At 43.8% G+C, this 16640-nt stretch carries 16 protein-coding genes and 1 riboswitch; of the genes, 4 read left to right on the top strand and 12 right to left on the bottom strand.

Translation table 11 applies throughout. The annotated features are described in order from the left end of the window. Positions 1-19: 19 nt before the first annotated feature. From yhfZ to AC3WTL_RS13385, 10 genes are all read right to left on the bottom strand, one after another. Positions 20-952, bottom strand: a complete 933-nt coding sequence (gene yhfZ / locus AC3WTL_RS13430) for a GntR family transcriptional regulator YhfZ (protein WP_252220284.1) — start codon at positions 950-952, stop codon at positions 20-22. A gap of 153 nt (positions 953-1105) precedes the next feature. Continuing rightward, complete coding sequence (locus AC3WTL_RS13425; RefSeq protein ID WP_222499317.1) at positions 1106-1591, bottom strand: hypothetical protein; 486 nt, start codon at positions 1589-1591, stop codon at positions 1106-1108. 14 nt (positions 1592-1605) lie between these two features. Beyond that, positions 1606-2262 (bottom strand): hypothetical protein, encoded by a 657-nt coding sequence (locus tag AC3WTL_RS13420; protein WP_492369523.1) that lies wholly within the window; start codon positions 2260-2262, stop codon positions 1606-1608. Positions 2263-2311: 49 nt separating this feature from the next. Then, positions 2312-2878, bottom strand: coding sequence for an SMI1/KNR4 family protein (locus AC3WTL_RS13415; protein ID WP_492369522.1), 567 nt, complete (start codon positions 2876-2878; stop codon positions 2312-2314). A 134-nt stretch (positions 2879-3012) separates the two neighbouring features. Continuing rightward, positions 3013-3819, bottom strand: coding sequence for a YwqG family protein (locus AC3WTL_RS13410; RefSeq protein ID WP_492369521.1), 807 nt, complete (start codon positions 3817-3819; stop codon positions 3013-3015). A 33-nt stretch (positions 3820-3852) separates the two neighbouring features. Continuing rightward, a complete protein-coding gene (locus tag AC3WTL_RS13405) occupies positions 3853-4257 on the bottom strand; it encodes a hypothetical protein (RefSeq protein WP_248349955.1) in 405 nt (134 codons plus the stop codon). A 41-nt stretch (positions 4258-4298) separates the two neighbouring features. Further along, positions 4299-4661, bottom strand: a complete 363-nt coding sequence (locus AC3WTL_RS13400; RefSeq protein WP_252220293.1) for a hypothetical protein — start codon at positions 4659-4661, stop codon at positions 4299-4301. A 28-nt stretch (positions 4662-4689) separates the two neighbouring features. Then, on the bottom strand, positions 4690-4812 hold the full coding sequence (locus AC3WTL_RS13395) for a hypothetical protein (protein ID WP_262175425.1): 123 nt from the start codon (positions 4810-4812) through the stop codon (positions 4690-4692). 122 nt (positions 4813-4934) lie between these two features. Next, complete coding sequence (locus AC3WTL_RS13390; protein ID WP_492369520.1) at positions 4935-6014, bottom strand: leucine-rich repeat domain-containing protein; 1080 nt, start codon at positions 6012-6014, stop codon at positions 4935-4937. A 126-nt stretch (positions 6015-6140) separates the two neighbouring features. Beyond that, a complete protein-coding gene (locus AC3WTL_RS13385; RefSeq protein WP_252220299.1) occupies positions 6141-7070 on the bottom strand; it encodes a methyl-accepting chemotaxis protein in 930 nt (309 codons plus the stop codon). A 61-nt stretch (positions 7071-7131) separates the two neighbouring features. After that, a riboswitch (cyclic di-GMP riboswitch) is annotated at positions 7132-7215 on the bottom strand. Positions 7216-7381: 166 nt separating this feature from the next. Between AC3WTL_RS13385 and AC3WTL_RS13380 the strand changes: the two genes are divergently transcribed. Further along, positions 7382-8908, top strand: a complete 1527-nt coding sequence (locus AC3WTL_RS13380) for an alpha/beta hydrolase (RefSeq protein ID WP_492369652.1) — start codon at positions 7382-7384, stop codon at positions 8906-8908. 603 nt (positions 8909-9511) lie between these two features. On the opposite strand, the gene AC3WTL_RS13375 is transcribed toward AC3WTL_RS13380, so the two are convergent. Beyond that, a complete protein-coding gene (locus tag AC3WTL_RS13375; RefSeq protein WP_248349961.1) occupies positions 9512-10723 on the bottom strand; it encodes an MFS transporter in 1212 nt (403 codons plus the stop codon). A gap of 261 nt (positions 10724-10984) precedes the next feature. Here AC3WTL_RS13375 and AC3WTL_RS13370 point away from each other — a divergent pair, with 261 nt between their 5' ends. Both AC3WTL_RS13370 and AC3WTL_RS13365 read left to right on the top strand, forming a co-directional pair. Beyond that, positions 10985-12601, top strand: a complete 1617-nt coding sequence (locus tag AC3WTL_RS13370) for an SWIM zinc finger family protein (RefSeq protein ID WP_492369519.1) — start codon at positions 10985-10987, stop codon at positions 12599-12601. After that, positions 12594-15413, top strand: a complete 2820-nt coding sequence (locus tag AC3WTL_RS13365; RefSeq protein WP_492369518.1) for a DEAD/DEAH box helicase — start codon at positions 12594-12596, stop codon at positions 15411-15413. The genes AC3WTL_RS13370 and AC3WTL_RS13365 overlap by 8 nt, the downstream gene beginning before the upstream one ends. Positions 15414-15420: 7 nt before the next feature. Here AC3WTL_RS13365 and AC3WTL_RS13360 read toward each other — a convergent pair whose 3' ends face one another. Then, positions 15421-15807, bottom strand: coding sequence for a hypothetical protein (locus AC3WTL_RS13360; protein ID WP_252220310.1), 387 nt, complete (start codon positions 15805-15807; stop codon positions 15421-15423). A 205-nt stretch (positions 15808-16012) separates the two neighbouring features. Between AC3WTL_RS13360 and AC3WTL_RS13355 the strand changes: the two genes are divergently transcribed. Then, on the top strand, positions 16013-16414 hold the full coding sequence (locus AC3WTL_RS13355; protein ID WP_163142370.1) for a helix-turn-helix domain-containing protein: 402 nt from the start codon (positions 16013-16015) through the stop codon (positions 16412-16414). Positions 16415-16640 lie beyond the last annotated feature (226 nt).

The following is a 16640-nucleotide window of genomic DNA, read 5'->3' as shown; positions in this document are numbered from 1 at the left end:
AAACTAGAACTTCAGTTTCTTAATAGTGCGGATATTTTTCCCCTTCCTCTACCAGCCTTTGGATCTCTTCCACTTTATTGAACTGGAGGAGCTGGATTTGTTCCCTGATATTTGTTCTTTCACTTTCAATGACAATGGCTGCTCTGGTAGCTTTTACGGCCAGTTCCTTTGCTCTTTTCGATTTAAAATCAGAGGAAGCAAACGTTTTTAGCGCTCTCGCTTCATCTGCGTTCCAGACAGCTGCATCAATACTGCCGTTTTTCAGCATATTGAAAAGCTGCATATAGTCCACCTTTATCAATTCAACCTTGTGTTCTTCACATTCAAGGAGAGTGATATTGGCCTGATCGGCAGATGAATAATCGATTCCGATTTTCATGCCATCTGTAATCTTGCTGTTTTTGCTATCTGAAAAAAAGACTTTATGGGACGTGACATAGGTCTCCGGTCCAAGTGTATGAAGAATTTCCAGGCCATCAAACTCCTGTACGGCCTCTTCTGCCGCCAGCTGGGACATGATCGCAAAATCGTAGCGCCGGGTTTTTAATGATTCGACCCGCCTTCGGGCCCCTCTCATATAAGCAAGGCCAGACTTCTTGTTAATCTCTTCAAAACCTTCGACAATGCCAGTCGCCAATCCCTCATACTTGCGGGAATAAGGCAGCGGCATAACGCCCATCACCGGTCCGATGCCGGCAATCTCATACAGCAGGTTGATATCCCTCTTTTTCAAAAAAGTCCCCAGATGCCCTCTGGATTCAAGCGAGATGGCATGCAAATCCTCCAGCACTCTTAATGCCCCCTGCACAGTCCCGCGGCCCAGGGATAGCTTGTCTGTAAAATCACTTACCCGGGGGATTCTCTCTCCCTCTGAAAACTGAATAAGCTCCTTTGCAATAAACTTGGCAGCCAGCCCATTCTTTGAATATAAACTTTCCCAAATACGGCTCATATTGTAATACCTCTTTACTTTGATCAATATACGGAAAACTGTATATTATGAGTGTAGCGTTTTTATTTAAGTAATTCAAGCTAAAGTTTTTTCATTTGTTTGTTTATTTAGTCTATAAAGGATTCATATTTTGTTAAATTTCTGCTTATGTGATTAAGGTGTCCAATAAGCAATACGGTTACCCGGAACAGCTGCAATTAACCATTCCTCCTCGCCTTGACGGCAGCCATCGCCAGCTTGCCAGCACTCATACATTTCATGAGATCCGTTCACAGATAATATTTTTCCTGATTGAAAAGCTACATACAAATGCGGCATATTTTCACCTAACCAAATATCCACAACTTCCTCATTTAATAGACTATCTATAGACATGGTATTTTCTTTAATTGTTATTGTCTTTTCATGAAAGTTCACCGCCTGGTCAAAAACTGTCCATTTAGGATCCTCAATATGAAGCCAGGATTGGGATTGATTGGACGGATGTTTCAAAGAGAAATAGAGATAGAAAGAATCTGGCCCATCAGATTTTATCCTGATGACCATTCCTTTTACAAAGATCTGCTTTAAAGCTGCTTCAGCAAATTCCTTATCTTTTTTATCCAAAGAAACCATTTTTCTTCCCCTAAACCAGTTCACGTTCAATCCCCTTACTATATTGTAATGACCCCAACCCACTGACTTGTTTTTGAAGCTACTTGAAAGGTCCGGTTATCCACCCACTCCGGTTTTCCTAAAAATCTTCCATAAACGACATGGCTTGGCACCTCTTCAACAAGGACTTCTTCCTTAACCATCAGGCCGCTTTTGTGATAAATTTTGGCCATCAGCTTAAAGGACGTAACCGTATGGACTCCGACAACATAGGCAGTGTGTTCTTTATCAGGGCTCTTTTTGGGAGTGCCTTTTAATAAAAACTCTACCGAATACTTGTGTTCTTTAATTTTTTCAAGAGCATCCTTAACCGGAGTATAATTCCAGCTATTTTCTCGAAAAACTGGAGAAATAAACTCATTGAATACTCTGCAATACTCGATATATTTCTCTTCCGGATCACGTAAATCCAAGAATTCCTTTGGATTATATGGGATCTTGATGGTTAAACCATTCTCGATTGTATAGGAATCCACGATGGTTTCCTTCATACCTGCCAAACAGTAAACCATCAAAGATTCCACTTCATCAGTTAATGCCCCTTGCAAGTAACGGCTTACTATCAGTGAAAAAACATTCGTCTGGAGATTAAAGCCAACTTCATTCTTCTTTTGTCTATTGGTTGCGTCGTGAAGAATAATCTCTTTTAATTCCACCTAAATTCCCCTCTGCCTAACGTGATCGAAAGAACTCAATATCATACATTTACTCAAATTCATAGAATATCCTATTTGCTATATTGTTTTTCCCCTCCAAAATCACTTCCCTAAAAAAGAGTTCCAGATTTTTATAGGATTTCAGGATTTTTTTGGATCTATATTCTATCTCCAATATATTCTCGTTAAGCATATCAATCACATAGTACGTATTTTTCACAAGCGAATCAGCAAAAATAAAATGATTTTCCGGGGTTCCTTTTCTTCGGTATAAGTCCTGCATAACTTCTAAATCAAATGCCTGGTGAACCTGTTCTTCATAACTTAGCCCTCTGTAAGTCTCCGGGCCTATTCCTGACACTCTAAGGATGTCAAATAAGTAACAGCCATTGCAGTTTCTTAAAAATTCTTTATAAACTGATGGAAAGTGAACCTTTGTTTTTGTTTCATAATCCACGATCGCCTTAAGTACTAGGCCTGGCTGTATGTGGGTATGCCAGCAGCCTTCTCCTAAATGGCCATATAGGACAGTATTGGTTCGAAGCTTTTTCTTATCTGTCTCATAGATTTGATCTAATTCTTTTTTTAGAACATCAGCTTTGACTATTTTTGACATGTTTAATCCCCTTTTCCGAAAGACTGTATCAATAGGAATTAAATTTTCATTGTTTTAATGTATTATGCGCAAAGGCTCACATTCATAAAAACTTTCAGACTGATAAACATGATACGGGAATTTACTAGGTTCACCTAACAGCAATCCCAATTATAAAGGACATTAGTGAAATTCCTGTTTTTTAAATCTTCTTCTTTTATAAAGAAGTTTGCAACCCCGCTGTCCCCGAACATCAGGTCAATATCATCGTCCGTATCCGCCTGGAATAGCAGTATGGTATATTCTCCTGTTGGATCATTTTTTTCTCTCGGATCCTGCTGGGTGAAGTAAGGATAACCGCCTATTTTATGGCCCTCTGCACCTAACTCCTCAAAGTAGAGCTCATGTAAATCTTCATAGTCGGGATGATCGATGGATTCGAATAAGTCGATATTGACCATGTCCTCAAAACGGAAGTCATCAGCAGGTACAGGAGCGATCTTAAGCTGGAAACTCATCTTTGCTTCCTGGACGATCGGATCATATTCATTACTTAAATCAGGTACATACGAAAAGTCTGCCACCAGGTCTTCCTCATCTTTTACAATACTTGGATGATAAATAACCCGGAAGTTTCTTTGCGCAGTCGGGTTATCAAAATCAAGCCCGTACACATCATCAGCCGGCGAGAGATAGAATTGAAGAATCCCGCTTTCAGGCATCGGCTCAATGTGGGGAACTTCTTCGAAATTAATCTGTGCAAATAGATTCATATAATTCCCCTGCTTATCCTTTGGGTGATCGCTCAACTTTGGAAGGTAGGGATGTCCTCCAAACTTACTTTCAAAAAGGGTGGTCTCCCCTCTTTCTGCTTGGATGCTGACAAACGGTTTAGCTGTTTTTTCTAATTCGGCCCGATATTTTTCAAATTCCTTCGGCAGCTTTAATACTAAACTGGTCATAAGATTCTATCCTCCTGATTCTATTCAATCCACCTATTTAGTCTCTTCTGTTAAAATTTCATCCATATATTCCTTTAATTCTATGCTTATTTCTTCCGGCGATTCATCCAGGAGCTCTCCGGCCACTTTGGAACCAGGGAATTCCCGTAAGACTGGCATGCCTAAAAAGATGCGTTCGCATTCCCAAATTTTAATAATCTTTAAGTCTATGAGGTCACCGTTCTTGTCAGTAAATCCTACTGAAATGGAGGAACTGTATCCAGGCTGAAAGACATCATTGCCCTCTTGGTCAAAGGCAGCTTCCAATTTAAGGCCTTTCTTTGAAAAAGCAGTTCTATGCTCTTTTTGGAGTCTTTCAGCCTGTTCTTTGAGCTTCTGTTCAATATCTTCAATCTTCGTTTTTAACTGTGGGGTAAAGTCTTTATCCTGAATTCTCATACCATCAGCTACTCTCATTATTCTTAGAAACGCGGGTCAGCTCACCGATACTGCTCTTTAAAAATCAGCTTAAACTTGGGCCTTAATGTTATTTCTATAATGTTTTCATATAAATCTGATTCACCATGAAACAATCGAATGATCGCATATTCCTTTTCGTCCGCGGCAATTTCTATTTTCCTTACAGATAGCAGCTTCATATAGGAAAGAACTTCATTAGAGTTTTTTTCTTTTACATCCATTATAAATTCATCATAAAAAGGAGATAGCCTGACCTCCATTACTTCATTTTCGTTTTCAAAAATAAAAGATGAAGTGTCATAATAAAAATTCTCCGTCTCATCTTTTCTCCCCGGCAATGATTCAAACACCGATATTAGGTCAGCTTCTTCTGGAATATCCATGATTAAAACCTCCTTTCAAAAACAGCTATTACCATTCCCTCCACTCCTCTGTGATGTCCCCGTCAAACTCCAAACCCGCTATGCCTGCAGCTTCCATAATGTATTCACAGAGCTCTTCTCTTTCAAGTGTTTCAATAAAGTGAAACTTCAATCAGGGGGTTCCTTATCCCCCACTGATTGTTAGTTGAACCAATCGGGCCTTTACGGGCAGTTTGACCCCCGCTTATCCTCCTTTGATTCCTCTGAGTCTTGAAGTGGGGGTCTTACTGCCCGTTAGACTGCGATAAAGTAATCATACTTTTCATTTAGCTTGTTCAGCTTTAGAGTCACTTGTTTTACATATTTCTTGATCTCTTTTTCCGTCAAACCGCTATCTTGGGTCAGATTTTTCATAAACGAATCAAGAACCTTATTGGCAGCTCTTATATTTTCTTTTGTGAACAGATCATCACCATCTGCCATTCTCGTTTCCCACTCTTTTGTAGGCAGAGCCAGATCCCCAAGCTTCATATCCTTTTCCGGATCCCTATTCTTAATTTTCTGCTTGGTGTAATACACTTCCTCAATGTTTTCACACACAGAGAGATCGCCATCTTGTACATGCGTATCGGGAAAGATAACAGCCTTTAGCTTAGGCAGATTTTCAGTAAAGCGAATTGAGGGTATATCCCCACAATTAATCAGCTTTAATTGTTCCAAATGCATCAATTCACCAATAGACGAAAAATCTTCAACCCCCTTGCAGCTCTCAAACTCCACATCAATCAGCGGAGCCTTCACTTTGCGAAGCGCACTAACATCTTTTAAACTCCTAAGATAATTCAACTGAAGCATTTGCAGGCTCACTATCTCTTGGATTCCTTCAAGTGTGACAATATTTGATTGTGTTAAAATAAGCTCTTTTAAGCTTTTTAACCCACTAAATTCAGTGAGATTCCTGGCTTTCGGCTTATAGCTCCACAGCTGGGCTCTGTTTAGCTTACTTAATTCATTCAGTCCGGCCGTTTTACTCGGCAGTTGCCCGTATACTTCTTGCAGATTCTTAAGTTCTCCTATTTTAAAAACATTTTTAGTGGTTGTTTCATTTATCGATAGAATCCTTAGGTCCCTTAAGCTATAAATGCCGCTCAGGTCTTTTATAAAAGAATTAAAAACATCCAAATGTTCAATGCCCGGGCATTCATTCAAAAAATAAACATCTGGAGAATCAAAATCTGACACACCCACATGTTTAATGCTATGTTTATTGATATATTCCACACTCTCATTAATAGCGGCCGGATTTTCAAAGATTACCTTCTCTCCAGTTTCACTCCTGCGGATATATACATTCCCTTCATAATAAAATGGCATATGGATACCTCTTTTTCATTTAACTTACTGCATACTATAGAATTTCTCCGCCGCCATCCATTTTTCCTATCAACAAAAAAAGAGCTGCTATAAAAGCCGCCCCATCATAACGTTTTATACGTTTTCCTATAAAATACCCTTAAAACCTTTCGCCTGCTCATCCAGCTTTTTTGCTGCTTCCCCGATATCTTTAAATGCGGATACCGCCTGTTCATTAAGAACCTGATTTTCAGAGATGCCTGACTGCGATTGCAGGGTAGCGTCACTAATTTTGTTGATTTCAGTTGATATTCCTTCAATATGGGCGTTGACTTCCTGAATAGAGTCCTGCACCCGGTTTGCGAGCTTTCGCACTTCTCCGGCAACGACGTTGAAGCCTCTGCCATGCTCGCCTGCACGCGCGGCTTCTATGGCTGCATTTAAGGCGAGCAGGTTGGTTTGCGCCGCTATTTCCCGGATCGTTTTTACGATGCTTCCGATGGATTGTGCCTGTGATTTTAGAGAATGGAGGATTTCCAGGTTTCCTTTGGACTCATGAACGAGCTTGCCTATTGCCTGAGCGGCCTCTTCACTTCTCTCAATTCCAGCTTTTGCTTTTTCACTAAGGGCTTCTGACATTTCCTGAAGCTGGTATGCCACCTGTGCTGTATTCGTTTCCCGTTCTGTTATATCTGTTGCAATCTTCACGACACCAGCGACCTTGCCGTCATTCCCGAAGACCGGTGTGTATGTAGCCTCGAGCCAAATAAGGTTTCCCTGTTTGGTCACACGCTGGATTTTTTCCTGAAAGCTTTTGCCTTTGCGCAGATTTCTCCAAAGCTCCTGGTATTCCCTGCTGGCGGCAAATTCTGGGGTGCAAAATTGCTTATGCTGCATATTTGGCATCTCTTCTGCCCGATATTTCACAGTGCGGGCAAAATTTTCATTTGCCCAGAGCACTTTCCCATTCCCATCAAATTCAATCATCGCCAGAGAATTTTCAATTGCAGCCAAAACAGCTTCTTTTTCTAGGACCTGTGTGCTTTTAACATGATTAGGCTGATACGTTGTAAGCATGCTCTTCCTCTTTTCAAAAAAAGTTTGTCAGAACATATCCTTACAAAAGAACTGTTCCCCTGTAAGTGCTGGCCGGTTGCGCTACTAGCTCGAATTCATTCAAGCGCCCAAATTACCTTGAATTCTCATTGCTTCCAACTTGTTCTATTTATATGTCTATAGTACTAGTATCGGTTTGGTATCACAATTTTAAATGCTCTGCTATCCTATATGCTGAAAATTCTTATAATTAAACATTAAGACCCATGATTCCCATAATTAGTAAAAGTAGAATAGAACTGTAAGAGATAATGAAGAAGGGATGGATTTATCTGAAAAATAAGCTGATTGCGTTATCTTTGGCTTCTGTTTTAAGCTTTTCGCTTTTTCCGGAAAGTAGTTTTGCGGAGCAAACTGCTGTGGAAAACCAGGCGATCATACCTGGTGCGCACACAGTAACAGAACAATACTTTGACGGCGCCGGCACCAACTGGCTCACAACAAAGAATCCCCTGCAATATCAGCAGGCAACTCTTTACGGCAATATCGGCCTGACTCCTTATCTATGGGGAAATGCAGCGGAAGGAACCGGATGGCATCAAATGTACAAGCCCGCTTCTGTAACAGGGACTCAGGTAAATGGTGTTTTTGAGGATGCCCAGTTTGTCATCAGGGTTCCGGATCATTGGAATGGCCGGCTGGTTGTTTCGGGAATCCCGGCGACACGAAATGAAACGTCGACCGATCTGCTTTTCAGCGATTATGTATTGGAAAAAGGATATGCTTTTGCTGCGATCGATAAAGGCACCCAGGGGGAGGCTGATTCGGATGATCCATTTGCAAAAGTAAAAAATGCTTTGGTTAATGAAGATGATAGTGTAGCAGAATGGCATCAGCGGTTCCGCCAGGTTACGAAAGCCGCTCAGCAGTACTTAGCCAGCTCACATTCGGATGGGCTGATCGATCCGGCCGATTCTTCTGACCCGGCGAGCGATTTAGTATCCGCACAGCATAAGGTTCCTACATATGCGATGGGAATTTCCAATGGCGGATACGTCGTGCGTTATGCTCTTGAAAATGATGACCCGGAGAAAACCGGAGAACCGCGGCTTTTTGATGGAGGAGTCGATTGGGAAGGTGTTCTCTGGACGGAGAAAAAAGAAAACTTGATCAGTTCCCTGACCACTGTTGTGAATAATGCTGAGGAAGCTTTGTACGGCAACGGCAAAGACCAGCAAAAAGCGGTTAAAGAGCTATATAAAGCAGGTTTGCCAAAAGGGTCGGAAAAACTGTGGGCCTACCATGATCAGGTATACTGGTTTATCTCGCTGAATATCTATCGGGACCATTTCGATCCGGAAGCACCAGGCCGGACGGATTGGAGCAATTACCTGAACTTCGTTAATGGCGTGAGAGATCGTTCCTATGATCCTATTTTTGAAGATTATAAGTATGTGACCCGGCCGAAGGAAGTGAAAGAAAATATTAAGGCGGTGGCCAATACGGGCGATATTGATGTGCCGCTTATTTCTTTTACAGGTTCCCTTGATTCACTTATTTTCCCGGAGATCCATGCAAAGGGATATCAAAAGCTGGTCAAGAAAGCCGGAAAGCAGGATCTTCACCGGATGTATACGATTGAGAACGGCAACCATGTCGACAGCCTGGTCTGGAACCCCGGCACCGATCCGGATCAAGAGCTTCAGCCTCTGCTGCCTTATGCTCATCAATCATTTGACCTGCTAGTTGACTGGGTGGAAAACGGAAATGCGGCCCCTGCGAGCAAAACGGTTGATGCACCGGAGAACCCGGTTAAGGTCATTGATTTGAAAACTGGGCTGGAACGGGATCCTCGTTAGAGTGGCGGAGATGTGGTTCGGAAATTGGACAAATGCCTTCCGCACAGAAAAATTTCTATCCGCACAGAAATTTGGGTTAAAAGCACAGAAAAAATCTTATCCGCACAGAAATTGAGGCTATCCGCACATAACGATATTTATGAATGCATCTAGTTGCAGTTTTAGATAAAATATCTTCTAAATATGCTGCCCCAGTCGTTTTTGATTGGGGCTTTTAAGAGTTTTTTGGTTAATAAGCAGTTCTTTCCTGCTTTGGGTTTGTGCTGGAGGACAAATTAGATCGCTCTGGGCGAAGGTTACCCCCGGGTTCGGACTCTAACGGGCGCTTTCCTGCATTCTGTGTCCGAAGTTACCCCAGGTTCGGACTCTAACGGGCGCTTTCCTGCATTCTGTGTCCGAAGTTACCCCAGGTTCGGACTCTAAATGGCGCTTTCCTGCATTCTGTGTCTGAAGTTCCCCCAGCTTCAGACTCAAAGTGGATAATTTCTGCTTTCTCTGTCTGAAGTTGCTCCAAGTTCAGACTCAAACTACATCATTTCTGCTGATTCGGTCCGAAGTTACCCCAGTTAACCCCGCTCATCCCTCCCAAAACACCCTATCATTTCAGCGAAGAACCTTCCTGCTTCCTGTCAACAGCCACACCACTACCGGAATCAGTCCAAAGGAAACCACGGTAATCCCCGTCCAGCCTCCGGTCTGCCATACCAGACCGGCAAGCGTCCCACCGGTTGCGACTCCAAGATAATAGCTTACGAGATAGAGGCTCGAAGCACCGGCTTTGTGATGGGCAGCGCGCTCATTTACAATAGCCGCCATTAGTGAATGCGCCACAAAGAACCCCAGACAGGTCAGGCATAGGCCTATCACAATTACCGATAAGGATTGCACATTTGTAAGCAAGGTCCCTCCTATTAAAATGACAGTTCCAACCGAAACCAGTGTGGTTTGCCTGAAATAAGAGGATAACCTTCCGCCCAGAATGGAGCCTACTATACCAAAGCTGTACGCCAGGTAGGTAAAAGAAATATTTTTTACAGAGAGATTAAAGGGGTCCTGTTCCAGATAAAAGGCCAGGTACGTCCATACTCCTGTAAACGAGAATTGGAGGAGGATCCCCATCGCGAATGCAGGGAAAAGCTTCGTATTTTTCAGATGTGAGGCCATTCCTGACAAGTCTTTTTGTACAGATCTTTTACTGGGGCTAAAATAATGAGATTTTGGCAGAGTTATAAAATAAATGATGAATAGCAAAATGGAAAATCCAAACAGGCAGTAGACAGAAGTCTGCCAGCTGGCCATATCTGCAATGTACCCGACGAAGATGCGGCCGGCCATTCCGCCAATGGCATTCGCTGCAATATACATGGTGATGCCGAGACTGATGCTGCCTGGGGCGAGTTCCTCCCCTAAATAGGCGATGGCTGCTGCGGGCAGGCCCGCTATACAAAAGCCCTGCAGGAAGCGAAGCACCAGAAAGGTTTCAAAATTAGGCGCAATCGGCAATAGCGCCAGCGGAATCATGGTGCAGACAAGAGTGAAATTCATAATGGAAACCCGTCCGATTCGATCAGACAGAAATCCGAAAAATAATAATCCGAAAATCATAGAAACTACAGCAGCAGACAGTGATAAACCGGCTGCTGCAGATGTGACGTCAAATGAATCTGCCAGCAGCGGCATAATCGGCTGCACAAAGTATAAATTGGCAAATACTAAAATGGATGCACTCGTCATTGCAATCATCATTTTTTTGAAGCCTGCATCCTGCAGCGAATATTTATTTGATTCCTGTTGTCGAGCTTGTACGGCAGTCATTTTTTCACCCTGTTCCATTAAAGCGTTAAATTTATCATACCATTTCCTTTAAAAGGAATCGAAAATTTCCCCCTCTCGATTCCCGTTAAAAACTTCCCTCAACCTTTTTTTGAAACAGTGCGCACCTTCATTCCAGCTGTCCTAAATGTTATAATAAAGGAATGTACTTTACAGGGTCGACTAACCCGTTTTACGGGAGCCTTGTTCTAAATAGATTCGACAAAATTCGGTGGTGCCTGTTACCAATTAGGAGGTATGAATATGATTCCGGAGCGGTTTTTGGAGCCTTTGGAGTTTGCAGCGAATGAGCTGAAGGGGCTGCTGCGGGCTGAGGATGAGGAGGATGCGCGCCTGGTGCAGAAGGGGCTGATGCTTTTTCGGCAGGGGCTTGTGTATCAGCTTCGCTTTGAAGGTGATAAGGTGTTGGCGACCGTACAGGATGTGACTCCCGCAAAGGTAGAACTGGATCTTGAGTACATTCATTTAAGTGAGTGTTCCTGTCCGGCCGAAGGTTTTTGCCGCCATCAGACCGCGGTCTTTCTGCAGCTTCTTTCCAAGGCCAGGAGTGTGTCCACGTGGATTGAAGAGTGGCGGAAGCCGATTAAGGAAAAGCAGACCGCCAAGAATTGGGGACTTCAAAAAGCGAAGGATCTTTTAAAATCCTCCGGCCAGATGAAGGCGGATTATGATCTCTGGGCTGCTTCATTCGACGAAAGCTTTACCGAGCTGATGGAAAAACAGGGAGAGCCCCGTCCTTATGTCCTGCCTGAGCTTTTCCATGTGTATCTGCGCCGCATGAAAGCGGGAGCACCGGTGGAGCAGGAATGGAAGCTTCTTTACCTTCTGATCGGCTATGTTTTTTCATTCAAAAAGCTAATGGCGCTGAGCAGGAAGTACGGCCATGGCGAGGAATTGATTGACCGCTATTACCGCCATCTCTATCAGTCCCTGATGGAGGATTCCGTTGAGATCATGAATAAACTGTCGGTGCACTCCCTCCCGTTCGCGTTCGATCAATTTATCGAAAAGCTGAAGGATGATTCTGCCGGACTGATCACCGGTTCTTTTGGGATGGAATATGAACGAACACATTTATACCGGCTGCTATGGACGCATTTTTTCAAAAAGAAAGAATGGCGTGAAGCGGAGATCGAGAACCTGAAATCCTCCATGGAAGAGGAGCCTAACCTGCCGATATTGGCTGGCTATGTGCACCTTCAGATTCTTGAACGCAATGATGAACAGGCACTTAGTGTTTTAAATGTGCCAAATGTCTTAATGACACCTTACATGCTTTACTGGCTCGATTACTTTTCAGCCAATAAGGACTGGAATCGGATGGGCCCGTATGCAGAAGCATTTATCCATAAATTACGTGATTATCTGAAAGAAATTGATGACTATTACGCCTGCATGGATTTTACCCGGATGTCCGTCAAGGCGATTTCTCCTTATTGCCTGGAGAGCAGCAAAATGGATTTATACGAAAAAGCCTTGATGGAGACGCTGCCGTACAGCTACAGTGACTATGAGTATTTTCTTTTTGAAAAAGGTGAATTCATGAAATGGGCGGACTTGCAGGCATTTATTGGCTTTGATCTTGATTCTCTTGGCAAGGACCGGATCAGGGAAATCAGCAAAAAGGAGCCCTCCATCCTCCTGCCGCTTTATCATCAGTCCATCACAGGCCATATTAATATGAAAAACAGAGATCATTACCGCGAGGCCGTCCGGAAAATGAAAAAGCTTCGCACGCTGTACAACAAGCTGAAACGCCAGGAAGACTGGCAGCTTTTTCTTGAATTGCTGCTTGAAAAAACGAAACGTCTCCGCGCCTTTCAGGAAGAATGCAAAAGGGGTAAGCTAATCGATGCTTAAAACGAGATTTCTTCATGTGAAAGTGAAACCAATAAACAATGACCGCTACCTGATTTTTGCTGTTGATGAAGAGGGGCGCCTGCTTTCTCCGAAGGAATGGAAGCCGCTTCTTTTTAACCATCACAGGGAAAGCTTTTTCGGAACCATGCTTGATGCTGCAGAGGCAGACGGTATTAAAGGGATCTCTGTAAGCGGATGGCAGCTGGTTACCCTGTTTGCGGCAGAGCAATTCAACCGTTTGATTGATTGGAGCTGGGATGAAACGGCAGAAATTCTGCTGGCCTCCTCTCCTGCTCTTTATGACTCGATCGTGGACCAGGAATGGATGCCGGACTTTGCCGCCTGGGAACAGGATCAATTCCGCTGGGCACTGCCTGAAAGTGTGATCACCGAATTCGGCACAAGCTTTTGGGAGCAGGCAGTAGAGGGCTCTCCAGTCAGGGAGTTTATCGGGGATTTATTCCACCTTTCCCTTGATGGCTATATGAATCAAAACCAGGACGCAAAATCACAGTTCGGTGAGAAGCTTGAAGCTTTGCGGAGTGAGCATCTCTCACCGCGTGACCTTGCAGCTTATTTTGATGAAGAAAGCTGGCAGGAATGGATCGGTGTGAAAGCAAATGAAGCTCCTTTTTCAATCGGACTTAAGCTGGAAGAGCCCGGCGATATCAATACCAGCTGGGATTTGACGATTTTTCTGCGCGGAAAAAAGAACCCGGATGTATTTGCCGACTACAAGGATTATTCGAATTATCCGCATGACTGGCATGATTATGAGGACTCAATTGAAAAAGAAATCCAGCGCTGGCTGGAGCTTTTCCCTTGGCTTGAAGGCAAGCCTGGCGAGATTTCGACTATGCTGACGGAAGATGAAGCCTGGACTTTTCTGACAGAGGCTAGCGAAACCATGCTGGCACTTGGCGTGGAAATTCTGCTTCCATCCTGGTGGCAGGCAATGAAGAACGCAAGCCTCAAGGTAAAAGCAAAAGTGAAAGGAACAGGAGGCCATCGCCCCTCGTTTGTCGGCCTCCAGTCCATGCTGGATTATGATTGGCGCTTCAGCATGAATGGCGTTGACTTAACAGAGGAAGAATTCCGGGGCATGGTAGAGGAAAAAAGACGGCTCGTATACGTTCGCGGCCGCTGGATTAAGCTGGACCCCCACTTCGTCCGCCATATCCAGGATTTAATGAAGAAAGCGGAAAAAGAAGGTTTGCATGTCCGCGATTTGATTGAGCAGGAGCTTATGGCTGACGGGAGCCCGCAGGAAGATGATCTGGATAACCCTAAAACATTTGCCCGGATTCAGATCGAGCTTAACCGCCAATGGAAACAGATGGTGAAGCAGCTCCGCGATATTAAAAACCTTCCGCTTGAAGAGGTCCCGGCAAGCTTCAAGGGTGATCTCCGCCCTTACCAGAAGCTCGGGATGAGCTGGCTGCTGTTTTTGCGCCGCTATGGATTCGGCGCCATTTTGGCAGATGATATGGGTCTTGGAAAAACGATTCAGCTGATCTCCTATCTTTTAAAAGTTAAAAAAGAGGAAGACACCGGCCCATCTCTCATCGTTTGCCCTACATCGGTCCTTGGCAACTGGCAAAAGGAGATCGAGCGCTTTGCCCCCGGCATGAGCGTATATCTCCATTACGGATCCAACCGCCTAAAGGGAGAAAGCTTTTCTGAAAAAGTAATGGAGTCTGATATTGTGCTGACTTCCTATGGATTAACCCATATGGATCTGGAGGATTTTGAAGCAGTCCAGTGGAGCTCCATTTCGATTGACGAAGCCCAAAATATTAAAAATGCCCAGACAAAACAATCGAGGGCTGTCCGGAAGTTAAAGGGCAAGCATCATATTGCTCTCACCGGCACGCCGATGGAAAACCGTTTGACCGAACTCTGGTCCATTTTTGACTTCACGAACCACGGCTATCTTGGCAGTCTCGGTCAGTTCCAAAAGCGCTATGTTCTGCCGATTGAGAAGGATGACGACAAAAATAAAGTTAAGCAGCTGCAGGCCTATATTCGCCCCTTCCTGCTCCGCCGCACGAAGAAGGATGAAGATGTGGCCCTGAACCTGCCTGATAAGCTTGAGCAAAAGGAGTATTGTCCGCTGACTGCTGAACAGGCTTCCCTTTATGAGCAGCTTGTCCAGGATACATTCGCACAGATCGAAAAGCTTTCCGGGTTTGAGCGCAAAGGACTGATTCTGCAGTTATTAAGCCGCTTAAAGCAGCTGTGCAACCATCCGGCCCTTTATTTAAAAGAAGAGAAGCCTAAGCATGTCCTTGAGCGTTCTGTAAAGCTCGAGAAATTAAGCGAACTCGTCAGTGCTGTTCATGAACAGGGCGAAAGCTGCCTGATTTTCACCCAATATATCGAAATGGGGAATATGATCGCCGGCCTGCTGAAAAAACAATTCGGATTCGACGTGCCGTTTTTAAATGGAAGCGTGCCAAAGCAGGAGCGGGATTCTATGATCAGCCGTTTTCAGAATCATGATTTCCCGGTATTCCTGCTGTCTCTTAAAGCCGGCGGAACCGGTTTGAATCTGACGGCAGCAAACCATGTTATCCATTATGACCGCTGGTGGAATCCTGCTGTGGAAAATCAGGCGACTGACCGCGCCTACCGTATTGGGCAAAATCGCTTTGTTCATGTGCATAAAATGATTGCCACCGGCACACTCGAGGAAAAAATAGATGCTATGCTTGAAAAAAAGCAATCCCTTAATGACCAGATCATTACGAGCGAGAACTGGATTACCGAGCTTTCAACAGATGAGCTGCGGGATCTGGTTCACCTGACATAAAAATGGTTCAGTCTTCAAGTCCTTGATATGCATAAAGGCTTGGAGGCTGTTCTTCTATTTTCGCATATTCCGGCTTATTGGGCATTTGCGTCAGGAAAGTGACTTTGCTTCCTTCCTTTATAATGAAACAAGATAGCAGCTGGTATGTAGGTTTCTTGTCCCCGGCGTTAATTGCCACCTGACTTAATAAGAAGTTAAACTTGTAGTGAATAGTTCGTTCCGTATCGTTGAACATAAGTGAAGTATGGCTTCTAAGAGGAATTCTTTGATAGGATTTATTATTCTGGAGCTTAATGAGCTGAAGCGCATCAAAGAAGCTTGGCTGATGATTAGTATTAAGATTTTTATTTTCTGTTTGAAAATACAGGTACCCGGTTTTATCTCCTTTACCCACTAAATCCCCTCCTTTTTATTATTTTCAAAAAATATATTCGACATATTCCGTGAAAATCCTCCCTGGTTCTTAATACCTATACAGCAGTATTTACTATTCGTGAATAATAGTCACGTTTGTTAGCGTGACCACCGTTCACAAACAGCCTTTTTACACTTTATTCCCGCTAAGTTAAAAGAAAGAAAGCAAACGGCGGTGAAAAAGGATGTCTTTACCTGAAATACTGAAAAAGTTAAGAACAGACCGAAAGTGGACTCAGGATTTTGCAGCAGAAATGCTGAAAGTGGATCGCTCAACCATCAGCAAATACGAAACAGGCAAGGTCACCCCCACTTACCAAACCCTCGTACAAATGGCAGAAGTATATAAAGTGAATAAGACCTTATTGACTGATGAATTGGAGAGCCCGTCCTCCTACTCAGCGGCGGACAAGTCCGTTTTAAAAGAAAACCCGGATGATAAGGATATGGAAATGATCCGGGAGATCATCAGCCATTATCCGGACCTGAAAAAAGCCCTCCTGGATATATACACCTTTAACGAAAAGAAAAAAGCCCTCGCTGTGAGAATGATTAAGAACAACATTCATGCATTGAAGGAATTTTAGGTTATTCCCTGGCACTGAGTCTGAACTTCGGCCTTCTTCGGACTCAAAATGCGTAAACGCCTGCCGCTGTGTCCGAACCTTGGACTACTTCGGACTAAAAGTTGGGAACAACAGATGGATATTGGCGCCATGAACCCACCACCATAAAAATAACCCGGCACAGGAGTACCGGGTTCCAATTTGGGGAAGTTTTGGGGATATGATTGATTCTCTATATGGAAGAAAA

Source organism: Cytobacillus sp. EB106-05-05-XG126 (genome assembly GCF_058791715.1).
The sequence above is the reverse complement of the archived record's forward strand: the minus strand, read 5'-3'. Positions and strand labels throughout refer to the sequence as shown.